12 protein-coding genes and 1 pseudogene are annotated in these 14,950 nt (G+C 64.4%); 7 read left to right on the top strand and 6 right to left on the bottom strand.

Features of this window, described 5'->3' with window-relative positions; all coding sequences use genetic code 11:
- Positions 1 to 54: 54 nt before the first annotated feature.
- A complete protein-coding gene (locus XH98_RS24480) occupies positions 55 to 1,251 on the top strand; it encodes an acetylornithine transaminase (RefSeq protein WP_271620162.1) in 1,197 nt (398 codons plus the stop codon).
- Between the two features lie 92 nt (positions 1,252 to 1,343).
- Here XH98_RS24480 and XH98_RS24475 read toward each other — a convergent pair whose 3' ends face one another.
- The 3 genes from XH98_RS24475 to pcsA all read right to left on the bottom strand — a co-directional run bounded on the left by XH98_RS24475 (position 1,344) and on the right by pcsA (position 3,844).
- Positions 1,344 to 2,318, bottom strand: a complete 975-nt coding sequence (locus XH98_RS24475) for a quinone oxidoreductase family protein (RefSeq protein WP_271620161.1) — start codon at positions 2,316 to 2,318, stop codon at positions 1,344 to 1,346.
- Between the two features lie 75 nt (positions 2,319 to 2,393).
- Positions 2,394 to 3,122 carry a TerC family protein gene (locus XH98_RS24470; RefSeq protein ID WP_271601255.1) on the bottom strand — a complete coding sequence of 243 codons (729 nt, stop codon included), beginning with the start codon at positions 3,120 to 3,122 and terminating at the stop codon, positions 2,394 to 2,396.
- Positions 3,119 to 3,844: a phosphatidylcholine synthase gene (gene pcsA, locus XH98_RS24465; RefSeq protein ID WP_228749685.1), complete on the bottom strand. Its 726-nt coding sequence runs from the start codon at positions 3,842 to 3,844 to the stop codon at positions 3,119 to 3,121. Before pcsA ends, XH98_RS24470 begins: the two co-directional genes overlap by 4 nt.
- Positions 3,845 to 3,984: 140 nt before the next feature.
- On the opposite strand from pcsA, the gene XH98_RS24460 reads away from it, so the two are divergent.
- Positions 3,985 to 5,169 carry a UbiH/UbiF family hydroxylase gene (locus XH98_RS24460; RefSeq protein WP_271620160.1) on the top strand — a complete coding sequence of 395 codons (1,185 nt, stop codon included), beginning with the start codon at positions 3,985 to 3,987 and terminating at the stop codon, positions 5,167 to 5,169.
- A gap of 18 nt (positions 5,170 to 5,187) precedes the next feature.
- On the opposite strand, the gene XH98_RS24455 is transcribed toward XH98_RS24460, so the two are convergent.
- Positions 5,188 to 6,141, bottom strand: coding sequence for an AEC family transporter (locus tag XH98_RS24455; protein ID WP_271620159.1), 954 nt, complete (start codon positions 6,139 to 6,141; stop codon positions 5,188 to 5,190).
- Between the two features lie 107 nt (positions 6,142 to 6,248).
- Here XH98_RS24455 and hspQ point away from each other — a divergent pair, with 107 nt between their 5' ends.
- Positions 6,249 to 6,581 carry a heat shock protein HspQ gene (gene hspQ, locus XH98_RS24450; protein WP_057755286.1) on the top strand — a complete coding sequence of 111 codons (333 nt, stop codon included), beginning with the start codon at positions 6,249 to 6,251 and terminating at the stop codon, positions 6,579 to 6,581.
- A gap of 161 nt (positions 6,582 to 6,742) precedes the next feature.
- On the opposite strand, the pseudogene XH98_RS24445 reads toward hspQ, so the two are convergent.
- Positions 6,743 to 7,562 (bottom strand): annotated as a pseudogene (locus tag XH98_RS24445) (invasion associated locus B family protein).
- Between the two features lie 259 nt (positions 7,563 to 7,821).
- Between XH98_RS24445 and XH98_RS24440 the strand changes: the two are divergent.
- From XH98_RS24440 to XH98_RS24425, 4 genes are all read left to right on the top strand, one after another.
- Positions 7,822 to 9,666: an extracellular solute-binding protein gene (locus XH98_RS24440; RefSeq protein WP_271620158.1), complete on the top strand. Its 1,845-nt coding sequence runs from the start codon at positions 7,822 to 7,824 to the stop codon at positions 9,664 to 9,666.
- A 4-nt stretch (positions 9,667 to 9,670) separates the two neighbouring features.
- The gene (locus XH98_RS24435) at positions 9,671 to 11,173 is read left to right on the top strand and encodes an AMP-binding protein (RefSeq protein ID WP_271620157.1); all 1,503 of its coding nucleotides are present in this window, start codon (positions 9,671 to 9,673) and stop codon (positions 11,171 to 11,173) included.
- An 85-nt stretch (positions 11,174 to 11,258) separates the two neighbouring features.
- On the top strand, positions 11,259 to 12,482 hold the full coding sequence (locus XH98_RS24430; RefSeq protein WP_271601249.1) for a GGDEF domain-containing protein: 1,224 nt from the start codon (positions 11,259 to 11,261) through the stop codon (positions 12,480 to 12,482).
- 677 nt (positions 12,483 to 13,159) lie between these two features.
- A complete protein-coding gene (locus XH98_RS24425) occupies positions 13,160 to 13,513 on the top strand; it encodes a hypothetical protein (RefSeq protein ID WP_271620156.1) in 354 nt (117 codons plus the stop codon).
- Between the two features lie 127 nt (positions 13,514 to 13,640).
- On the opposite strand, the gene XH98_RS24420 is transcribed toward XH98_RS24425, so the two are convergent.
- The gene (locus XH98_RS24420) at positions 13,641 to 14,771 is read right to left on the bottom strand and encodes an acyl-CoA desaturase (protein WP_271620178.1); all 1,131 of its coding nucleotides are present in this window, start codon (positions 14,769 to 14,771) and stop codon (positions 13,641 to 13,643) included.
- Between the last annotated feature and the right edge of the window lie 179 nt (positions 14,772 to 14,950).

The raw sequence follows: 14,950 nt of genomic DNA, 5'->3' as shown, positions 1-14,950 counted from the left end.
CGGCCTTCTTGCTTTTTGCGTCCCGTTTTCAACCCGCTTCCAGAGGAGCTCGACATGACCACCGCCACCCATCCGTATGACGCGCTGATGGACATCACTGCACGGCCCAAGGCCGTGTTTGTTCGCGGCGCCGGCTCATACCTCTGGGACGACAGCCGCAAGCGCTATCTCGACTTCGTGCAGGGCTGGGCCGTCAACTGCCTCGGCCATTCCCCGCCGGCGGTTGCGGATGCGCTCGCCTCGCAGGCCAAGCGGCTGCTGACGCCGAGCCCAGCCTTCTACAACGAGCCGAGCCTCAAACTGGCGCAGGCGCTGGTCGAGACCAGCGCGTTCGACCAGGTGTTCTTTGCCAATTCCGGCGCCGAGGCCAATGAGGGCGCGATCAAGCTCGCGCGCAAATATGGCAGCCTCTACAAAGGCGGCGCGTTCGAGATCATCAGCTTCGAAGGCGGCTTCCACGGCCGCACGCTGGCGACGATGTCGGCTTCCGGCAAGAAGGCGTTCGAGCCGCTGTTCGAGCCGAAAGTATCAGGCTTCAAGAAGGCGAAGCTGAACGATATCGCCTCGGTCGAGACGCTGATCAACGACAACACCGTGGCCGTGATGCTGGAGCCGATCCAGGGCGAGTCAGGCGTGTGGCCGGCGACCGATCAGTTCCTGCGGGAGCTGCGCACGCTGACAGAGGCGCACGGCGTGCTGCTCATTCTTGACGAGATCCAGACCGGCATGGGCCGGACCGGAAAGCTCTTCCATTACGAGCACACGGGCATCGCGCCTGACATCATGACGCTCGGCAAGGGCATCGGCGGCGGGGTGCCGCTCGCGGCGCTGCTTGCGACCGAACGCGCCTCCTGCTTCGAGCACGGCGACCAGGGCGGCACCTTCAACGGCAATCCGGTGATGTGCGCGGCCGGGCTCGCGGTGCTGGAACAGGTCAGCAAGCCGGCGTTCCTGAAACAGGTGACCGAGGCCGGGCTGCTGCTCGAAAGCGAGCTGCAAAAAGTATCAGCGCGGCACGGCCTCGGCGGCGTGCGCGGCCGCGGCCTGTTGCTCGCGCTCGACCTCAAGCTGCCGATCGCACCCGGCATCGTTGCGCAGGCGTTCGAGGCCGGCGTGCTGCTCAACGCACCGCAGCTCGACACGTTGCGCTTCATGCCGGCGCTGAACGTCACGAAGGCTGAGATCGCCGAGATGATCGGTTGTCTCGACGAGATCCTGACCAAGGCCGGCGCGGCGAGAAGGGTTGCGTGAGACGGATCGTCATTCCGGGGCGGTCCGCAGGACCGAACCCGGAATCTCGAGGTTCCGGGTTCGATGCTTCGCATCGCCCCGGAACGACGAGCTTACGGCTTCAGGATCGACGCGCCCGTCGTCTTGCGGCTTTCCAGATCGATATGCGCCTTCGCCGCGTCCTTCAGCGCATAGGCGTGGTTGATCGGCACGTGCAGCTTGCCGTTGATGACGGCGGAGAACAGCGTATCGGCGCCTTCCAGCAGCTCCTTGCGCGTGCCGATATAGTCGTTGAGCTTCGGCCGGGTCGCAAACAGCGAGCCGTGATTGTTCAGCTCGGCGATCGAGAACGGCGGCACCGGGCCCGAGGCGTTGCCGAACGAGACGAACATGCCGCGCGGCTTCAGGCACGACAACGAGCCCGGGAAGGTCGATTTGCCGACGCCGTCATAGACGACGTCGCAGCCCTCGTTGCGGCTGATCTGCTTGACGCGCGCGACGAAGTCCTCCTCGTTGTAGAGGACGACGTGATCGCAGCCATTGGCCTCCGCGAGCTCGGCCTTTTCGCGCGAGCCGACCGTGCCGATGACATGCGCGCCGAGCGCCCTCGCCCATTGGCAGGCCAAGAGGCCGATGCCGCCGGCAGCGGCATGGATCAGCACGCGATGATGCGGCTCGACCTTGAAGGTCTTGTGCAGCAGATACCAGACGGTCAGGCCCTTCAGCATCAGCACGGCGCCCTGCTCGTGGGTGATGTGATCGGGCAGCTTGACCAGCCTCTCCCAGGGGATGTTGCGCTCGCTCGTGTATGCGCCGAGATTGTGGTAGTAGGCGACGCGATCGCCTGGATGAAAATTGGTCACGCCCGGCCCGACGGCGACGACCTCGCCCGAGGCCTCGTTGCCCGCGATGAAGGGCAGTGCCGGCGCCTTGTAGAGGCCGGTGCGATAGTAGACGTCGATGAAGTTCAGGCCGACCGCGTGCTGGCGGATGCGCACCTCGCCGGGTCCGGGCGCCGGCAGCTCGACGCTCTCATAGACCAGCGCTTCGGGGCCTCCGACCTTGTGCACACGGACCGCTTTGGTCATCACCTGACCTCCTCTTCGCATCAGCCAGCGAAAGACATCACGCCCGCCTTGTCAACTCGCCCCAGAGTGGAACGGTTACGGCTTGCCGGCCTTCCTGCGGTTGCGCTTGGCCAGCACGTTGAAGAATTCCACCGCCGCCGAGAACGCAATTGCGAAATAGATGTAGCCGCGCGGAATGTGGAATTTGAATCCGTCCGCAACCAGGGCGACGCCGATCAGCACCAGAAATGCCAGGGCAAGCATCTTGGTGGTCGGATGTTCGGCGACGAATCGCGCCACGGGTCCTGAGGAAATGTACATGATCAGGCAGGCGATCACGACGGCCGCAATCATGATCTCGAGGTCCTGGGCCATGCCGATCGCGGTGATGATCGAGTCAAGCGAGAAAACGATGTCGATGATGACGATCTGGACGATTACCCAGAAGAAAGCGCTGCCAGCGGACTTGCCCTCGCCCTCCTCCTCGTCGGCGTCGACTTCAGCATGGATCTCGTGCGTCGCCTTCGCGATCAGGAACAGGCCGCCGCCGATCAGGATGAGGTCGCGCCAGGAGAAGTCGTAGCCTTGAAGCGAGAACACCGGCGCGGTCAGGCCGATCAGCCAGACCAGCACGCTGAGCAGGATGATGCGGAAGACCAGCGCCAGCGCCAGCCCGATCTGGCGGGCGCGACGGGCCTGCGGTTCGGGGATGCGCGAGACGATCACCGACAGGAAGATGACGTTGTCGATGCCGAGCACGATCTCGAGCGAGGTCAGGGTGAGCAGCGCTGCCCAGGCCTCGGGGCTGGTTAACAGATGCATCATCCGAACGATCTCACAAGGCGGATCAAGGCGTCGCTGAATGCGATCCAGAACGCGATCGCGCAGAGCGCCACCGTCACGCCGGTGCCGACACGGAAATCCATCTCCAGCACGTAGAAGGCGAGCACGCCCCACAGCACGATCAGCGACATCGTCAGCCAGCGCAGTCGCACGACGCGAACCGGATGCAGCACATGGAACGGCACGAAGGTCAGCACCACCAGCGCCGCGACCAGGAGCGTCGACGACAGCGGCGGCCAGTGCAGCAGGAACAAATAGAACGCCGCTGCATTCCACAGCGCCGGAAAGCCGCGGAAATGATTGTCGTCCGCCTTCATGCGCAGATCGGCGAAATACAGCGCGCTGGTGACGATGATGGCGATCCCGAGCAAGGGCGCCGCAACCGGCAGCAGCATGCCGCTCGCAACGATCGCATAGGCCGGCACAAAGACATAGGTGACGAAATCGACCACGAGGTCGAGCACGTCGCCGGACCAGTTCGGCTGCACGGTCTTGACGTCGAGCAGGCGCGCGATCGGCCCGTCGATGGCGTCGATGATCAGGGCAACGCCAAGCCAACCGAACATCGCGGCCCAATGCTCGCGCACGGCCTCGAGCATCGCGAGCAACGCGATCGCCGCGCCGAAGGCCGTGAAGATGTGCACCGAAAACGCCGCGGCACGGACCACCGGCGTCGGCTTCAGCGAATCCTCTTGGCTGTCCATCTGGGTTTCCATGACTTCTGCTACCAGAACGGGACCGGTTTGCACATCCGCCAGCGCGGCATTGCGCCGCGCAACCAGTCATAAAACGCAGCAAAATAGGTGGGCTTGAATTTGCCGCAGGGCGTGTCAAATGTCGTTCCATGACAGACGCATCGACACTTTTTGACGCAAGCGTCATCGGCGGTGGGCCGGCCGGCCTTGCCGCGGCAATTGCGCTCGCGCAGCAAGGAGCGCGCACCGCGCTAGTCGCCCGGCGCCTGCCCTATGCCGACAACAGGACCACCGCGCTGCTCGGTGCCTCCGTCGATCTGCTGGAGAGCCTCGACGTCTGGTCCCGCTGTAGTGACAAGGCCGCGGCGCTCGAGGTCATGCGCCTCGTCGACGACACTGGCCGCCTGTTCCGCGCGCCGGAGGTCCGGTTCTCCTGTCACGAGATCGGGCTCGACGCCTTCGGCTACAACATCGACAACCGCTCACTGATGCTGGCGCTCGAAGCGCGTGCGGCGGAGTTGCCCAATCTCACCCGTTTCGACGACGAGGCCGAGAGCGTCGTCATCGAAGCCGACGACGTCGCGATCCGCACGGCTGGCGGACAGTTTCTAGGCGCCCGGCTCGTGGTCGGCGCCGACGGCCGGCATTCGCTGTGCCGGGAGGCCGCCGGCATTGCGATGACGCGGCGCGAACTCACGCAAACCGCCCTGACCTTCAACGTCGGTCATGTCAGGCCGCACCGCAACGTGTCGACCGAGTTCCACACACCGCACGGCCCCTGCGTGTTCGTGCCCCTGCCCGGCAACCGCTCCAGCGTGGTCTGGGTCTCCGTCCCCGCCGAGGCCGAGCGGCTTCGCGCCCTCAGCGACGATGGTCTCTCCGCCGCGATCGAGAAGCAGTCGCATTCCATCCTCGGCCGCATGACGGTCGAGCCGGGCCGCAATCTGTTTCCACTGGCGATCGAGCGGCCGCAATCCTTCGCCCGCGACCGCATCGCGCTGGTCGGCGAAGCCGCCCATGTGGTTCCTCCGATCGGCGCCCAGGGCCTCAATCTCGGCCTGCGCGATGCGGCCGACATCGCCAGGCTCGCCGGCGAGGCCATCGCATCAGGACAGGACCCGGGCTCGAATGAGGTGCTCAGGCGTTACGACCGGGCGCGGCGGCCTGACATTCTGAGCCGGACCTTTGCGATCGACATCGCCAATCGCTCGCTGCTCAACGACTTCCTGCCGCTCCAGCCCGTCCGCGCCGTCGGCATGCATTTGCTGGGTGCCATCGGGCCGCTCCGCCGGTTCGCCATGCGCGAAGGGCTGACGCCGACGTGGCGCAAATGATTTGGCGGCGATAGCTGACTACGGAAACACCAGCCGTCCCGTCTGCAGCAGCCACATCACGCTGGTCAGCGTGACGACCGACGCGAACGTGCCGAGCAGCACGGCGACGGAGGCGGATTCGATCCAGGCATCGTTTTGCCGGGCGATCACGAACACATTCAGCGCCGGCGGCAGCGAGGCCATCAGGACGGCGGTGGCGGCCCAGGGCTGCGCGAACGGGCCGAACGCCAGCATCAGGCCGAACGCGGCGAGCGGATGGATCAGGAGCTTGACCGCGATCACACCCGGCACCTCCCAGGGCACGCGATCGAACGGCCGGAGCGCTACCGTCACGCCGAGCACGAACAGCGCGGTCGGCGCAGCCGCGTTCTGAAGGAAGGTAATGGTGCGGTCGAGCGCGACCGGCAGCTCGATATGCAACGCGGCGACGGCGGCGCCAAAACACGCCGACATGATCAGCGGGTTGAGCACGATCTGTTTCAGCACCACGCCGAAGGCGTGGATGATCGAGGGATGGTCGCGATCTGACAGCTCGATCAGAAGCGGCACGATCGTGAACAGGAAGATGCTGTCGCAGCAGAAGATCAGCGCGGTCGGCGCCGCCGCCTTTGACCCGAGCACGGCGAGCGCAAGCCCGGGCCCCATATAGCCGATATTGCCGTAACCGCCGGAGAGGCCGGCGAGCGTCGCCTCACGCAACGTCAGCTTCCCGAGCACCTTGCCGACCACCAGCGCGATGGTGAACGCCGCCACCGTCGACATCGTGGTCGCCACCAAGAACGGAGGGTTGTTCAACTCCGAGAACGGGGTCTTCGACATGATCGCAAACAGCAGCGCGGGCAATGAGACGTAGAGCAGGAAGAAGTTCATCCATGCGAGCCCCGATTCCGGCAGCGACTTGACCTTACCGCAGGCGAAACCAACGAAGATCAAGCCGAAATAAGGTAGCGCCAGATTGAGGATATCGGCCATTGATAAAGTGTTTTCTGAAGGCTTGGGGGCTATCCGCCCCTTAACGGTAGGTTAATTCCAGCTTTAGGCCACTAGCATCGGCCACAATCCTGGTCTATCGACGGAGGATGATTAAAGCGCGGACAGCCAAATTCCAGATCGGACAGGTCGTGCGCCACCGGATCTTCTCGTTCCGGGGGGTGATCTTCGACATCGATCCGGAATTCAACAACACCCAGGAGTGGTGGCTGTCGATCCCCGAAGAGGTTCGGCCCCACAAGGATCAGCCGTTCTACCATCTGCTCGCGGAGAACGCGGAGTCCGAATACGTGGCTTATGTCTCCGAGCAGAACCTCCTGCCCGACGACTCCGGCGAGCCGATCCGGCATTCCCAGGTGGCCGAGATCTTCATCAAGAACAAGGATGGCGGTTACCGCCCGCGCAATCCTTCGCTGAACTGAAGCGCAAGAGAGTCGTGTGATCGCGCCTCGGGTCCACCTCTCCCCGCTGGGGAGAGGTGGACCGAGCCCTCCAACCAACGATGGCGCGTGGTCGACTAACAGCGGCCAGCAAAAAAGGCGCCCGATCGGGCGCCTTTTTCATGTCCGGGATCTGAGCCCGACTACTTCTGAGCGGCCGGAGCTGCGCCGGGTGCGCCCCCCTGCTGCTCGAGCTTCTTGCGCTGCTCTTCGGCCTTCTTCTGAAGCTCTTCCTGCAGCTTCTTCTGGGTTTCCTCGAACACCTTCGGATCGGTCGGCGGACCGTCATAGGCCTTCTGGAATTCACCGGTGAGCGGCAGCGGCAGGGTCAGCGGCGCGCCGTTGGCGTTGATCGCCTGCACCACGAGGTTCTGGCCCTTCTTCAGGTTGGCAATCAGGTCGGGCGTTGCCTCGTAGTCCGACATACAGCCGTTCTGGAAGCAGATCACATACCCCCTGCAGCGGCGGGTTGTTGTCGACGATGATGCGGGTGCCGTGCACGAGCTGCATGCCGAGCGGCAGCGTCACGCGCAGGATCTTCTTCGGCTCGCCTTCCGGCTCGATGATCACAGCAGCGATGACCGGCTGGCCTGATTCGATGCGACCGTCCTTGCCGGTGAAGCAGACCTGCTTGGCGTTGGCATCCTGGCCCTTGAGACAGAACTTGGTCCAGGGCGCGTAGATCAGCTGGATCTGCTGATCGGCGGGCTGGCCACCCTGCGCTGCCGGGGCGCCCTGCTGGGCCGGAGCCTGCTGGGCCTGGGGAGCCGGCGCGGGCGCCGGGGCTGGAGCAGCCTTGGGGGCAGCCTTCGGAGCGGCTTTCGGGGCAGCCTTGGGCGCGCCCGGGGCCGGTGCGGGGGTCTGGGCTTCGGCGGCAAACGGGATGGCCAATGCCGTCGCCGTCAACAGAGCGAGAACTCGCCCGCGCGGCCGGACGGACGCGGCCAAATAACGGAAATTCATTGCAGAAAACCCTTTCTGAACGGGAAGTGCCCGAACCGCTCCGAAGCACCGAACCAAGCCGCCTTGGGCGCGGCTCTCTCCCCGTCAATTGAGGCGGATAAGTGACGGGTTCGGCGCTCTTGCGCGATTGCGTGCCTTCTTAACGTGGTCGACGGAAAGATCAATGCCGACAAGCGTCTTTGGCCACATCCGACTGGGCGCCCAGTGAAATCCCTGTGATAGGATTCGCCCACACCACCCCTCGAATCAACGTGTCCGAATGTTCATGTTCCAGCGCCTGCTCGAGGGGCCCGGTCTCCGTCTTTGCAGCCTCGCCGTGATCCTCAGCGTCGGGCTGATTGCAAGCGCTGGGCACGCCGAGGAGGCGTACGCGATCGCCATGCACGGCAAGCCAGCGCTGCCGGCTGATTTCACCCACATGCCCTACGCCAATCCTGACGCCCCCAAGGGCGGCCGGCTGACCTGGGGCATTCTCGGCACGTTCGACAGTCTCAATCCGTTCATCGTGAAGGGATTGGCGGTGCAGCCGATCCGCGCCTACGTGGTCGAAAGCCTGCTGGCCCGCGGCCAGGACGAGCCGTTCACGCTCTACGGCCTGCTCGCCAAATCCGTCGAGACCGATGACGAGCGGAGCTACGTCACATTCCACATCGATCCCCGTGCCCGCTTCTCCGACGGCAAGCCGGTCACCGCCGTGGACGTGCTGTTCTCCTGGCAGCTGCTGCGCGACCACGGCCGTCCCAACCTCCGGCAGTACTATTCCAAGGTCGCCAAGGCGGAGGCGCCCGATCCCCTCACCGTCCGCTTCGATCTCACCGGGGCCAACGACCGCGAGATACCGCTGATCCTCGGGCTGATGCCAATCCTGCCGAAGCACGCAGTCGACGTCGCGACCTTCGAGGAGACGACGCTGTCAGGGCCGATCGCCTCCGGCCCCTACCGCGTCACGGCGGTGAAACCCGGCGCCAGCGTGACCCTCACACGCAATCCCGATTATTGGGGCCGCGATCTCCCTGTTAATCGCGGGCTGTTCAATTTCGACGAGATCCGGCTCGACTATTATCGCGAGGCCAACGGCCAGTTCGAAGCCTTCAAGCGCGGCCTCTATGATTTCCGCGTCGAGAACGAACCGTTGCGCTGGCACGACGGCTATGATTTTCCCGCTGCCAAAAGCGGCGAGGTGATCCGCGATACCTTCAAGCCGGGCGTACCGCAGCCCTCCGAATTCCTGGTGTTCAACACGCGGCGCCCTGTCTTCGCCGACATCCGTGTGCGCCAGGCGCTGACGCTGTTGTTCGATTTCGAGCTGGTCAACCGCAACTATTTCTTCTCGCTCTATTCGCGCGTCGCCGGCTATTTTGCCGGCTCCGAGCTCTCGGCCTATGCGCGGCCCGCGGATGCGCGCGAGCGCGCCCTGCTGAAGCCCTTCGCCGCGCAGATCCCCCAAGACATCATGGATGGCAGCTATCGTCTGCCCGTCACCGACGGCTCGGGCCGCGACCGCACGACGCTGCGTGCGGCGCTGAAGCTGCTGTCGGACGCCGGCTACGATCTCGATGGCACCGTGCTCCGCGACCGCCAGACAAAAGCGCACTTCACCTTCGAGATGCTGGTGACGACCCGCGACCAGGAGCGCATCGCGCTCGCGTTCCAGCGCGACCTCAAGCGTGCCGGCATCGATGTGAGCGTCCGCGCGGTCGATCCGGTGCAATTCGATCAGCGCCGGTTGTCCTACGAGTTCGACATGATCCAGAACCGCTGGGACCAGTCGCTGTCGCCCGGCAACGAGCAGTATTTCTATTGGGGCAGCGCCGCCGCCGACAATCCGGGGACCCGCAACTACATGGGCGCGAGGGATCCCGCGGTCGATGCCATGATCAAGGCCCTGCTGGAGGCCCGTGATCATACGGATTTCGTCGATGCGGTGCGGGCGCTCGACCGCGCCTTGATGGCCGGCTTCTACACAATCCCCCTGTTTAACGTATCCGAGCAATGGATCGCGCGCTGGAATCGGATAGAACGGCCACAAGCCACCGCGCTCTCAGGCTATTTGCCGGAGACCTGGTGGTCCAAGGGTGAGCCTCAAGCCAGTCCAGCGAAGTGACGCCGTGAACCAGCCAGCCGTATCACCGACGCTCGACACGCTGTTCCAGCGGACGCTGATACGGCAGCCGCACGCGCCCGCGTTGCTCGACCCCCTCAACAAGTCCCGCATCACCGGCCACCAGCCGCGGCGGATGACCTACGCCGAGGCCGACACCGCCATCGAGGCACTGTCGGCGCATTTCGTCGAATCGGGCCTGCCGGCCAATTCGGTGATCGCGATCCAGTTGCCCTCGACCGTCGAGTTCGTGCTGACGGTGCTCGCCGCCCATCGCGCCGGCCTGGTCGTGGCCGTGCTGCCATTGCTGTGGCGACAGGCGGAACTGGCGGCCGCGCTCAACCGCACGGCGGCGCGCGCCATCGTCACCATGAGCAAGGTCGACAGCGTCAGCTATGCCGACCTCGCGATGCACGCAGCCGCCGAGGCGTTCTCGATTCGCCACGTGTACGGCTTCGGCACTGATTTGCCCGAAGGCATGGCCTCGCTCGACGAGGTGCTGGCGCGGCCGCCCGGCACCACCCGCGCCGTGATCCAGGACGGCCGCAAGGCGGCAATGATCTCCTTCGATGTCACGGCGGAAGGCTTCCGCCCGGTGCCGCGGCCACATTTCAGCCTGATCGCGGGCGGGCTCGCGATGTCGCTGGAGGCCGACATCAAGCAGGGCGCGACCGTGATGTCGGCATTTATGCCGATGTCGTTCGCGGGTCTCGCCTCCTCGCTCGCGGTGTGGCTGCTGTGCGGCGGCACGCTGGCGCTGCACCATCCGTTCGAGAGCGAGGTGCTGGAGCAGCAGGTCAACGAGCACGCCTGCGACGTGCTGATTGCGCCGGCCCAACTCGCCCTGCGCCTCGGCGATTCCGGTCTGGCGGCGCGGATGCCGACCTTGCGCAACGTCATCGGTCTCTGGCGCGCGCCGGAGCAGGTGGCGGCGAGCGAGGCCTGGATCGCGCCGCATGCGCCGCTCACGGATGTCTATCTGTTCGGCGAGGCAGGGCTGTTCGGCGCCAGGCGCGGCGAGGATGGCGTGCCCGTCGCGGTGATGCCCGGCCCGCACGGCGCGCCGCGCGAACAGTCCGGCTCCTCGATCGCGGGCGAGATCCTGCTGACGCCGAAGGGCACGCTCGGCCTGCGCGGCCCGATGGTGCCGATCGCGGCCTATGCGCCGCCGCAGCCGGTCGGCGAGACGCTGACGGCGCAGCCGCCTCGCGACTATGTCGATACCGGCTACGCCGCCCGGATCGACCGCGCCAGCGCTGCGATCTGCATCACGGCGCCGCCATCGGGCATCATGGCGGTCGGCGGCTATCGCTTCCTGTCCAACGACCTGCAGGAATGGGCGCGACGGCTCGGCCAGGGCGCGCTGCTGACGGCCCTGCCCGACCGGCTCTCGGGTCACCGGCTGGCGGGCCGGGCCCAGGACAATGCAAGGGCCCGGGAGGCGCTCAGCGAACTCGGGCTTAACCCTCTGATGGTTGAGGCTTTTCGCGACCGCTCCGGCCCGGTTTGAGAGCAGTTTTGCCGGGAACATTGACGCCGCATTAAGGCGGCCGGACTAGATTGCGCAGCATCGATTGCGTGATCAGAGTTTCCTGATGTCCCAGGCGGGCCCGATCCTCTTTGTGTCCAATTCCGAGCGCCCGGCCTTCATTGCGGCGCTGGACGAGGCGCGTCTGTTTCCTGTTGTCGACAGCGATTGGGCGAGCGCGTCGCGCGCCGTCGAGGAGGTGCAGCCGGCCGCGGTCCTTGCGGCGATGTCCGGCGGACACGAGCCGTACATGCCCCTGCTCGCGAAGAAAATCGCCGATCAGCCGCTCTATCTGCCGCTGGTCGCGCTGGATGCGCCAGGCGCGCTGCCCCACAATGCGCTGCCTTTCGCCACACGCGGCAATGCCGCCGAGCGCCTGATCGCCCGCCTGCGCGCCGCGATCCGCGTCCGCACGCTGCATGCCACCGTGCTGCGCCGCCTGCCGGAAGTGAGGGTTACGATGCCGGAGGCCGATCCGGTGCGCGATGCCATCGTGCTCTTGATCGGTCGCGGCGCCGCCTACCCCGCGCTATCGGTTGCGCTCGGCGAACGCACCGGGGTCGTCGGCGCGCTCTCGATCGAGGCTGCCGCCAAGCATCTCAATACGCGTGAGATCGACGGTGTGGTTCTGTCCGACGGTTTCACCCCCCGCGTCACCGACGCCTTTCTCACGGTGCTCGCGGAGGATACGCGTTTCCGCAACCTGCCGGTTGTCGTCACCGCGCACCAGCTCACGCAGAGCTACGACCTGCCCAATCTCGAGCTGATCCCGGGCGAGCCCGCCAAGATCGCCGCCAACGCGTTGCCCCTCATCCGCCAGCACGCCATGGCGGCGCAACTGAGCCGCACGCTGCGCTCGATCGATGCCGGCGGCTGGCTCGATCCGCGCAGCGGCCTGTTGACGGTAGAAGCCTTCGCGCGCGATTTCGCCAAGGCGGTGGAGCAGACGCTCGCCCGCGGCGGCGGCCTGTCGGTCGCGCGCTTCGCCTTCGATCCCGGCAATCCGCGCGCGCAGCTCGATGCTGCGCGGATCCTCAGCCGGCTGATGCGGCAGATGGACTTTGGCACGGCGCAGAAGGACGGCTCTGTCATCGTGGTGTTCGCCGAGACCGACTTCCGCACGGCGCACATGATCGCCCGCCGACTGTCGGCGGTGATGAAGCACACGTCGAACGGCAAGCACGAGATGCGCAGCGATCCCGTGGTATCGGTGGATTCGCTGTCGCCGTCGGATACGGCAAGGTCGCTGCTGGCACGGCTGTCGGCGGACGCGTCGCGGGCAGCGTCGTAGTTTTTGCCGCACCTGATTTTACGGATCACCCATTCATAGGACCTTGGGCTGCCCATGAGATCCCACAGAATCTGAAAATCAACCCCATGCAAAGTACCGTCAATGGCTAGAGGTGAGATGCTGCGGATTTTGCGAAATGTATTTGACCCGTCGGGCAAAGCAGCAGTATAGTGGCATCATCGAAACAGGTCAGTCGGCCCGCGCGGAGAAATCCGCTGCGGGCTTTTTCATTTTAGTGAGATCCGTCCGCACGACCCACGAGATTCGATCATGCGAGCGCGCCCGCCAATCTTTGCGGCGCCCACGGCTAACGGGAGAATGCCAATTCTTGCAGCGCCGACAAATCAGGGCGTGCTCTCGGCAGCTCCGGCCAATCGCCCTCTCCTCGTACCCCGAGGCGAGAAAGCTCCGGATCGTCCCGACCCGAATATTCGTGTTCTCCGTAGGATTGTCCCGGATTGAGATAGTCCATCAGATGCTGGGCACCCGCAACGACATCAGCGCTGTCACCAAAGCGCTGATGTCATGAACCGATTGACAATGTTCCCTATATGTTCCAAACGCGTTTGGAACAACCTTTGGGTGAAAAACGCATGACAGTTAGATGCGCCTCAATGTCTTGGCCTGCGGCGCAATCTGTAAAATTCGCAACGGCATTCATGGCTGGGGCTCTGCTCATGGCGTCTGCCGCCTGCGCCAAGGATTACAGGGTGGACTACGGCATTGAAACGTCGACCGACAGCGATGCAGGTTCGACGGTCTGCCCCTATGGGGTTTGCCGCGTGAAGGTCGACAAGCTGAACCTGACGATCATCATTTTCCTGTCTCGCGATGACCTTGGCCATGCACGCATTCAAATCGAGGGCAAGCCCGGCTGCTGCTTCTTCGAACTCGGCGCGCGATCACAGGGGATCGCGCCCAGCAACCCGCCACCGAAGCTTCGCTTCTTTACCGGCGCGGCGGCGCGAGGGCTCTTGTATTTCCAGAATGAACCGGCTGGAAACCTTTACCTGGGATTTCACCTCGATTGATCGTCTCAGCAGGGGTTCGGACGTCGTCCCGTGGGAACCCAGGCGGAGATTCTTACGCCGCCTTTTGCGCGAACTGCGCGTCTCCCAATTCTGGAGGAACACCACCTCCAAAAGAAATATCCGCCCGCTAAACGCGCCCCCTGGACTTAGCGTTGGTCACCAAAGCGGGAGCGGGCGCGGCCAGGAAAATCCCGACGGAGTCATGCAGCAGTTCGTAGGCGCGGTCGACAATGTCGTCGAGCGAGATCGTCTTGGCGAACATGCGCTGCGCTTCTGCGAGCAACTGCTCGCGCGTCGGCATGCTGGACAGGCGCAGATCGGCCTGGTGCTGCAACTGACTGAGCGTGTCCCGAACCGACAATTCGGTCTCTTGGATCGACGTTCTGATCGCATGCGCGATGTGCTCGGGATTGAAGCGGGCTGCGAGCTGTTCGGCCGCCTGCTTGATTACCCGTGCCCCCAACCGATGCTCATTGCGCAGCACCTGCTTGGGCGGCATCTTCATGTCCCTGATAATGCCGAGCCAGGACAACGTCACCAGCACATAATAGGTGAGGTCGATCTCATACCAGTGGAAACCCTGCCGCGCGCTGGCCTGATAGGCGTGATGGTTGTTGTGCCATCCCTCGCCCATCGTCAGCAAAGCAAGCAGCCAGTTGTTGCGGGAGTCATCGCCGGTCACGTAACGCTTGCGCCCGTGAACATGCGCGAGCGAGTTGATGCAGAATGTGGCGTGATAGAGCAGCACCGTGCTCCAGAGGAATCCGACGACGAGCCCCGACCATCCGGCAACAAGGAAGCACAACACGGCGAGCACGACGGGAGGCAACAGCTCCAGCCGGTGCAACCACATCAGCTCGGGATACGAGGCCAGATCTGCGACCTTCACCAGGTCAGTCGCATCATGCTGCCGGTAAAAGATCCAGCCGACATGGCTGAACACAAACCCCTTGTGCCGGGGTGAATGTACATCCTGCACTGTGTCCGAATGCAGATGATGATGGCGGTGCTTGGCGGCCCACCAAAGCACGCTCTTCTGGGCGCTGCTCTGGGCAAGGAAGGCCAGGATGAACTGGAACACCCGGCTCGTTGTGTAGGATCGATGCGAGAAGTACCGGTGATATCCGCCGGTGATCCCGAACATGCGCAACCCGTACAACGTGGCGCACATCGCAACCGCCTGCCACGTGATGCCCGACCAGATCGCAGCAACGCATCCCGCGTGAATCAAGACGAACGGCAGCACCTGCGGATACATGATATCGTCGTGGCCGTGCTCTGTTTCATGCTCTGATTCCCGGCCCGACCCGGTATTGATAGACACGCGCGCGACCTCGACTGTTTCGACGTGCGGGCCAACCCGCAAACCGGTGTAAAAAAACCGCGGCCGGTAAACCAGTCGCGGATCGACGGATACGGTACGCAGGACTCAGTTAG

It is taken from the genome of Bradyrhizobium sp. CCBAU 51745 (assembly GCF_028128715.1).
In the GTDB taxonomy this organism is placed as follows: Bacteria; Pseudomonadota; Alphaproteobacteria; order Rhizobiales; family Xanthobacteraceae; genus Bradyrhizobium; species Bradyrhizobium manausense.
The sequence above is the reverse complement of the archived record's forward strand: the minus strand, read 5'-3'. Positions and strand labels throughout refer to the sequence as shown.

Excerpts from the sequence above, each read along its gene's own strand:
- hspQ (WP_057755286.1), top strand. The coding sequence starts at position 6,249 with ATGATTAAAGCGCGGACAGCCAAATTCCAGATCGGACAGGTCGTGCGC.
- XH98_RS24440 (WP_271620158.1), top strand. The coding sequence starts at position 7,822 with ATGTTCATGTTCCAGCGCCTGCTCGAGGGGCCCGGTCTCCGTCTTTGC.
- XH98_RS24470 (WP_271601255.1), bottom strand. The coding sequence starts at position 3,122 with ATGATGCATCTGTTAACCAGCCCCGAGGCCTGGGCAGCGCTGCTCACC.
- XH98_RS24425 (WP_271620156.1), top strand. The coding sequence starts at position 13,160 with ATGGCGTCTGCCGCCTGCGCCAAGGATTACAGGGTGGACTACGGCATT.
- XH98_RS24475 (WP_271620161.1), bottom strand. The coding sequence starts at position 2,318 with ATGACCAAAGCGGTCCGTGTGCACAAGGTCGGAGGCCCCGAAGCGCTG.
- pcsA (WP_228749685.1), bottom strand. The coding sequence starts at position 3,844 with ATGGACAGCCAAGAGGATTCGCTGAAGCCGACGCCGGTGGTCCGTGCC.
- XH98_RS24420 (WP_271620178.1), bottom strand. The coding sequence starts at position 14,771 with ATGTATCCGCAGGTGCTGCCGTTCGTCTTGATTCACGCGGGATGCGTT.
- XH98_RS24455 (WP_271620159.1), bottom strand. The coding sequence starts at position 6,141 with ATGGCCGATATCCTCAATCTGGCGCTACCTTATTTCGGCTTGATCTTC.
- XH98_RS24430 (WP_271601249.1), top strand. The coding sequence starts at position 11,259 with ATGTCCCAGGCGGGCCCGATCCTCTTTGTGTCCAATTCCGAGCGCCCG.
- XH98_RS24460 (WP_271620160.1), top strand. The coding sequence starts at position 3,985 with ATGACAGACGCATCGACACTTTTTGACGCAAGCGTCATCGGCGGTGGG.
- XH98_RS24480 (WP_271620162.1), top strand. The coding sequence starts at position 55 with ATGACCACCGCCACCCATCCGTATGACGCGCTGATGGACATCACTGCA.